This is a genomic window from Capsulimonas sp. (genome assembly GCF_039929585.1).
GTDB lineage: Bacteria > Armatimonadota > Armatimonadia > Armatimonadales > Capsulimonadaceae > Capsulimonas.
In genome coordinates, this window is record NZ_JBDSQY010000041.1 from 30,635 (window position 1) to 37,534 (window position 6,900).

Consider the following 6,900-nt stretch of genomic DNA (forward strand, 5'->3'; position numbering starts at 1 on the left):
ATATCGCGCGATGACTTACACGGCGGAACAGGTGCTGGACGCGCTACGGGAAGCAACGCGCGGGACGGAGTATGAAGGACGGCTTTATCTCGTCGGCGGCTTCGTGCGCGATAAGGCCATGGGTCTGCCTTCAGACAAAGATGACATCGATCTTGTCCTGGAAGGCGACGCGTTGGCTCTCGCACATTTTCTTCATGAATGCGGCGTGGCGCAGCATCATCCGGTCGTTTACCCGCGCTTCGGCACGGCGATGGTGGTTGTGCTCGGTCGGGATGTCGAGCTGGTGACGGCCCGCGTTGAGTCGTACGCCGCCGACAGCCGCAAGCCCGACACGGTGAAGCCCGGCACAATCGCCGAAGACTCCCAGCGGCGCGACTTCACCATCAACACGCTTTTGGAGCGGCTGCATACCGAGGAAGTGCTCGATCCGACCGGGAAAGCGTTCGACGATCTGCGCGATGGCGTCATCCGCACTCCCGCCGAGCCGCGTTTGACCTTCACCGACGATCCCCTGCGGATGATGCGCGCCGTCCGCTTCGCCGCGCGCTTTGGCTACGAGATCGAGCCGGCAACCTGGTCGGCCATCCAAGACGCCGCGCCCCGGCTGGCGATCATCTCACGCGAGCGTATCCGTGATGAGTTCTGCAAAACCCTGATGACCGGTCGCCTGACCCTGGGCATGGAGCTGTTCCGAACGAGCGGCCTGCTCCAGGAATTCGCCCCGGAACTTTTAGAGATGGTTGGGGTAACACAGAACGAATTTCATGCGTATCCAGTGTGGGAACACACGATGTATGCGCTCGGAAGCCTGCCTCCGGACGCCTCGCTTGTATTGCGCTTATCCGTGCTGTTTCACGACATCGGCAAGCCGCGCACGCGCACCGAGGACGAAGCGGGACGCATCCATTTCTACAGCCATCAGAATGTCGGCGCGCAGATGGCGCGCGAGTTGATGGGCCGTCTTAAGTTTTCCAACGATGAGATTTCCGCCGTCACGCGCCTCGTTGGCGAGCACATGCGCATCGGCGAATACAAGTCCGACTGGACCGACGCCGCCGTCCGCCGCCTGATCCGAGACCTTGGCTCCAATCTTACAGAGTTGTTTGCGATCCACCGCGCCGATGTGTCTGCCCTGTCGAACGATCACCAGGACATGTCTCGCGCCATTAGCCTTCGCGAGCGCATCGCCGAGATCGAAAGCCGCGAGGATATTTCCCTGCTGACATCGCCGCTGGATGGCCGCGCCTTGATGAAACTGTTCACCCGCCCGGCTGGTCCGTGGCTGGGCGTCATCAAAGACTATTTGACCAACGAAGTAATCGAGGGGCGTCTCGCCCCGGACGATACCATCCGCGCGGCCGAGCTTGCGCGAGAAAAATACGGAGATACAACCGAACCGTCATGACACATTTGATCAACTGGGTGACCCACCTGATCGCCACGCTCGGTTACCCCGGGGTTGTCCTCCTGATGGCGCTCGAAAGCGCCTGCATTCCTATTCCCAGCGAAGCGATTATGCCCTTTGCCGGCGCGCTGATTGTGACGGAGCCCGCACGCGGCTTCAACATCCATGTCCTCGCCTTTACGGGCGCCTTGGGCAACTTGCTCGGCTCCATCGTCGCCTACTGGGTCGGGGCGATTGGCGGCCGTCCGTTTCTGAACAAATACGGCAAGTACATCCTGATCAGCCATCACGACATGGACATGGCCGACCGTTTCTTTCAGAAATACGGCGATATCACCGCGCTTGTCAGCCGTCTACTGCCCATCGTCCGCACGTTCATTTCACTGCCCGCCGGCATCGCGCGCATGAATTTCCCCCGATTCTGCATCTACACATTTGTCGGCGCCCTGCCGTTTTGTTATTTGCTGACTTACGCTGGCGTCAAGCTGGGCGAACACTGGCATCAAGTGCATAACTGGCTTCAGAAAGCGGATATCTTTATTGGCGCGATCATCATCGTGCTGTTCGGCCTCTGGGTGTGGCGGCATCTGCGCGGCGCTCCCAAAGAAACGGCTGCATAAATCGCGTCTTTGGAACAAATATGTGAGCGGCTGCCGTAAAGAAAATATAAGCAGCATGAAAGTATTGAACTTGTAATAATCTGGTATTGATCTCCGAAGAAAACATTGGAACTCCGGATCAATATGGTGTATAGTATAAGTATCAAAGCATCGTCTCCCAGTGTCGCCAGCGTGCGGCGCTCAAGGACCAGCGCGGACAATGAACGTCTGTTATTGTATAACTGCATATACCTTCACAATGTGTCCGAGGTTAGTTTGACGGATGGATTAGGAGAACAGTAAGGACGTACGCGAGCGCTGGAACTCGCCCCTTTACTCGACGAAGTCGTAAGTTGCGAATGAAGACGCAGCCTCGGTGGATGCGCGGAGAAATCCGCGACCGCCGAGGCTGCGTCTGTTTTTTTACCCCGGGCATAGTGTCTCTCTCGAAAATCACGAAGATCGATTGAACGAGTCGTTTCCTTGAAAGGGAAAAGAATGAGCAATTGGGATATTCTGAAACAGGCGGAGGAACAGCGCTTACTGGCCGACAAGCTTCATTGGGAAGGAACGTTCAAAGACTATCTGGACCTCTTGGAGAAGAACCCGAAGATCGCGGATCTTTCGCACGCCCGGCTTTATGATATGGTGATTGCCGCCGGCGTCGACGATCCCGGCGAGGGGCAGGCCAAGAACTATAAATTTTTTGAGAACGAGCTGTTTGGGATGGAAAAAACCATCCAGCATCTTGTTGAAGAATATCTCGCCCCCGCCGCGCGACGTCTCGATATCCGCAAGCGTATCCTCATGCTCGTCGGCCCCGTCGGCGGTGGTAAGTCCACGCTCGTCACACTGGTCAAGCGCGGGCTGGAGAAGTACTCGCGCACGGATGAAGGCGCGATCTACGCCATCAAGGGTTCGCCCATGCACGAGGAGCCGCTGCACCTGATCCCCGAGGAGCTGCGCTCCCACTTCAAGGACCAGTTCGGCGTGCACATCGAAGGGGACTTAGATCCTGTGGACGCGTATCGCTTGAAGCACGAGTGGGGTGGAAAGATCGACGACGTTCCGATTGAGCGCATCACGCTGTCCGAGCGCGAGCGGCGCGGCATCGGCACCTTCAAGCCCGCTGACCCCAAGTCCCAGGATGTCGCCGAACTGACCGGCTCCGTCAATATTCAGGCGCTCACTGAGTACGGCTTAGAGTCCGATCCACGCGCTTACAACTTTGATGGCGAACTTAACATCGCTAACAGAGGCGTGATGGAGTTTATCGAAATGCTGAAGGCCGAGAAGCGCTTTCTGTATGAGCTGAACACCGTCGCCGGCGAGCAGACGATCAAGGCCAGTCGCTTCGCACTAATCTACGCCGATCTTGTCGTTATCGCACACACAAACGAATATGAATACAACTCGTATTTCGGCAACAAAGAAAACGAGGCGATGATCGACCGTATCTTCGTCGTGCGTGTGCCGTACAATTTGCGCCTGACCGAAGAGATTAAGATCTACGAGAAGCTGATCGGCCAGTCTCAGCTCTCCGACGCTCGCACGACCCTCAAGGCGATTCACATTGCCCCGCATACCTTGCGCACGGCGTCGATGTTCGCCATTCTCACGCGCCTCAAGCCGTCCAAAAAGTCCGGGCTCTCGCTGATGACTAAGCTCAAACTCTACGACGGTGAAAAGCAAGTCGGCGACTGGGATCAGAAGCATATCCGTGAGTTACAAGATGAGTTCATGGACGAAGGCATGAGCGGGGTCAGCGCCCGCTTTGTCATCAATCGCATCTCGGCGGCGCTGGTCAAGGGCGGCAAGGGATATGTCACTCCCATTGACGTTCTGCGCGGCCTGCGCGACGGATTGCAGGAATACACAACGAGTGAGGAAGAGCATCGCCGTCTGCTTGGCTTTATCGACGAGACGCGAAAAGACTATGATGAGCTGGCGAAGAAAGAAGTCCAGCGCGCCTTCGTCTATAGCTACGAAGAAAGCGCCAAGACGCTGCTGGAAAACTATCTGGACAATGTGGACGCCTTCTGCAATCGCACTAAGGTCAAGGACCCAATCACGAGCGACGATGTCGATCCAGATGAGCGGCTGATGCGCAGTATCGAAGAGCAGATCGGCGTGAGCGAAAACGCCAAGCGCGAGTTCCGTGAGGGCATCATGCGCTCGGTGGCGTCGGTGTCCCGGCGCGGCGGATCGTTCGGCGTCGGCAGCGATGAGCGTCTCAAAGAAGCCCTGGAGAAAAAATTGTTCAGCGATCTGAAAGATGTCGTCAAGATCACGACATCGTCCAAGACGCCGGACCAGGAGCAATTGCGCCGGATCAACGACGTTGTCGATCGTCTGGTTAAAGATCAGGGTTACACGGAAGAATCGGCTAACGAACTGCTGAAATATGTGGGGACGCTGCTGAATCGCTAGCGACGTCTTAGCGAGGAGAACCGTATGCCTGAAGAACGCCGAAATTCCACCCCGAAGCCTAGTCCGGCTCCGGGGCCAGCCTGGGCGTTTCAAATCGCGACCGTGGTCGGGATCCCCATTCGGGTCCACTTCACGTTTTTGCTCTTTCTTGTCTGGATCGCCTTCGGCCGGGGCGGTCCCAATACTCTCAATCTGATTTACGTTCTGGCGGTCTTTTTCTGTGTCCTGCTGCATGAGTTAGGACACAGTGTGGTCGCTCTTCGGTACAAGATACCGGTCGCGGATATCACGCTCTATCCGATCGGCGGCGTCGCCCGAATTGAGAAACGCCCTAAAGCACATGAGGAGCTTTGGATCGCGCTCGCCGGTCCCGCCGTCAATGTGGTGATCGCGCTCATTCTCTGGGGAGCTCTTGGTTTTCCTTCGATAGGAAGATTTGTTTCAGACCTTTCGAATAGCGGGAGCGTCGTCGGAACACGTCTTTTGCTGGAGTTAATTCTAAGGACAAATATCTTTCTTGTGCTGTTCAATATGATCCCGGCGTTCCCGATGGACGGCGGGCGTGTGCTTCGAGCGCTCTTGGCCATCAATATCGGCCCGGAGCGTGCGACGGCCATTGCCGCGAGCATTGGCCAGATGCTGGCGATCGTCGCCGGGTTCTGGGCCGCCATGTCCGGAAACTGGCTGTATATGTTCGTCGCTCTGTTCGTCTTTATCGGCGCGGGGCAGGAGGCGTTCGTCTATACTCAGGCGGCGCTGCTGGAAGGCGTGGCCGTGGCGAAGGCGATGATCACGGATGTTCGAACCCTCGTCGTCGGCAATACGTTGAAAGAAGCCGCCGACTTGCTGCTCGCGACATCTCAGCAAGACTTTCCGGTGCTTCATGGCGCCAGTGTCGAAGGCGTTCTGACCCGCGATGGGCTTTTGCGCGGCCTTGCCACCGAAGGCCCGAGCGCTTATGTCGCCGGAGTGATGGATCGTCAGTTCAATATCGTCGCGCCGGGGCAGCCGCTGGCGGAGAGTTTGCCCGACTTGCAAAATGGGCCTCTGATCGTGATTGACGCCGGCGAAGGGAACCGGCTTTTGGGGATGGTGACGGCCGAGAATGTCTCGGAGTACTTCGCGGTGCGGCGGATCACCGCCGCCAGAGCCCAGGCGCAGGGCTCACAGGGAGAACGTTAGATGACGGAACCTCTTTATTCTGTTTCCACGGACGCTTGGGATCTGCACCGCCGCGCCGACCGTGACCGTCAGCGCCACAACGACAAGATCAAGGAAGTGATCCGGGAGAACCTGGGAGATATCATCGCCCAGGAAGACATCATCACGGCTGACCGCGGCAAGATCGTGAAGGTCCCCGTGCGCGGCCTGGAATTGCCCCATATCCGCTTCGATCCGTACGACCGAGAGCGAGTGGGGCAGGGACCGGGCGGCACGAAGCAGGGCGACATCATCGCGCGCGGCCCCGCCGAGGATCAAGGGCAGGGTATGGGCAAAAAAGCCGGCCAAAGCCCCGGCGTCGATTACTACGAAGCCGAGTTCAGCATCGATGAGCTGGCCCAGATGGTCTTTGAAGACCTCGCCTTGCCGAACCTGGAGGAAAAGGGCGTCAAGCAGATCCTGTCCGAAACGGCGGTCTTCAACACGATTACCAAGAAAGGCATCGCGTCCAATCTGGACCGCAAGCGGACATTGCTCGAAGCCTATCGCCGCAACTCACGCCTGGGCAACGCCAACAAGTGGGAAGTGCGTGACGAGGACAAGCGCTTCAAGAATTACGATATCGTGACCGAGCCGCAGCGCAACGCCGTGGTGTTCGCCATGCGCGACGTCTCAGGATCGATGGGCGAGTTCGAGGCGTACATCTGTCGTTCGTTCTACTTCTGGATGCTGCAATTCTTAAAAGCGAAGTACACGAATACGGAGATCGTCTTCATCACCTGCCACACCGAAGCGAAGGAAGTGACCGAAAACCAGTTCTTCAGCCTCGGCGACAGCGGCGGCACTCGGATGTCCAGCGCTTACAAAATGGCGATCGATATCATTGAGAAGCGCTATAACCCGCGTGAGTGGAACATCTATCCGTTTCTCTTTTCGGACGGCTACAACTGGGGCGACAGCGAGTGCGTTGAGCTGGTCAAAAAGATGCGCGACATGTGCAACCTGATCGGCTACGGCGAAATCGGCAGCGACGGCTGGCAATCGACGATGGGTTTCGCTCCGCTGGGGCAGGCCTATGAAGAAGCCTTCGAAAAGGATCAGCGTGTGGTGTTGGTCAAAATAAATGACAAACAAGACGTGTGGCCGGCGCTGAAGAAGTTCTTCGCGAAAGGGCATCCCGAGGTAGCGGCGCGGTAACGGTCATATTTGGGGATTAAGATGGCCCCTCCGCCCCAATCCGTGTGGGTGTTTGGCCCCTCCGCCCCAATTCTGGGGGACCTGATTTCGGAGATTGGCATTTTCCGG

The 6,900-nt window shown here is 57.4% G+C and carries 5 protein-coding genes; all 5 read left to right on the forward strand.

The annotated features are described in order from the left end of the window. The first annotated feature begins 10 nt into the window (after window positions 1-10). The 5 genes from ABIZ35_RS02840 to ABIZ35_RS02860 all read left to right on the forward strand — a co-directional run bounded on the left by ABIZ35_RS02840 (window position 11) and on the right by ABIZ35_RS02860 (window position 6,792). Window positions 11-1,405 (forward strand): HDIG domain-containing metalloprotein, encoded by a 1,395-nt coding sequence (locus tag ABIZ35_RS02840; RefSeq protein WP_348218356.1) that lies wholly within the window; start codon window positions 11-13, stop codon window positions 1,403-1,405. Further along, on the forward strand, window positions 1,402-2,025 hold the full coding sequence (locus ABIZ35_RS02845) for a DedA family protein (protein ID WP_348218357.1): 624 nt from the start codon (window positions 1,402-1,404) through the stop codon (window positions 2,023-2,025). The genes ABIZ35_RS02840 and ABIZ35_RS02845 overlap by 4 nt, the downstream gene beginning before the upstream one ends. 477 nt (window positions 2,026-2,502) lie before the next feature. Continuing rightward, window positions 2,503-4,434, forward strand: coding sequence for a protein prkA (locus ABIZ35_RS02850; RefSeq protein ID WP_348218358.1), 1,932 nt, complete (start codon window positions 2,503-2,505; stop codon window positions 4,432-4,434). A 24-nt stretch (window positions 4,435-4,458) separates the two neighbouring features. Continuing rightward, window positions 4,459-5,616, forward strand: coding sequence for a site-2 protease family protein (locus tag ABIZ35_RS02855; protein WP_348218359.1), 1,158 nt, complete (start codon window positions 4,459-4,461; stop codon window positions 5,614-5,616). Continuing rightward, a complete protein-coding gene (locus ABIZ35_RS02860; RefSeq protein WP_348218360.1) occupies window positions 5,617-6,792 on the forward strand; it encodes a DUF444 family protein in 1,176 nt (391 codons plus the stop codon). Window positions 6,793-6,900 lie beyond the last annotated feature (108 nt).

What these genes read in the sequence shown, in the direction of transcription:
- ABIZ35_RS02840 (WP_348218356.1), top strand. Translation starts at nt 11, where the DNA reads ATGACTTACACGGCGGAACAGGTGCTGGACGCGCTACGGGAAGCAACG.
- ABIZ35_RS02860 (WP_348218360.1), top strand. Translation starts at nt 5,617, where the DNA reads ATGACGGAACCTCTTTATTCTGTTTCCACGGACGCTTGGGATCTGCAC.
- ABIZ35_RS02855 (WP_348218359.1), top strand. Translation starts at nt 4,459, where the DNA reads ATGCCTGAAGAACGCCGAAATTCCACCCCGAAGCCTAGTCCGGCTCCG.
- ABIZ35_RS02845 (WP_348218357.1), top strand. Translation starts at nt 1,402, where the DNA reads ATGACACATTTGATCAACTGGGTGACCCACCTGATCGCCACGCTCGGT.
- ABIZ35_RS02850 (WP_348218358.1), top strand. Translation starts at nt 2,503, where the DNA reads ATGAGCAATTGGGATATTCTGAAACAGGCGGAGGAACAGCGCTTACTG.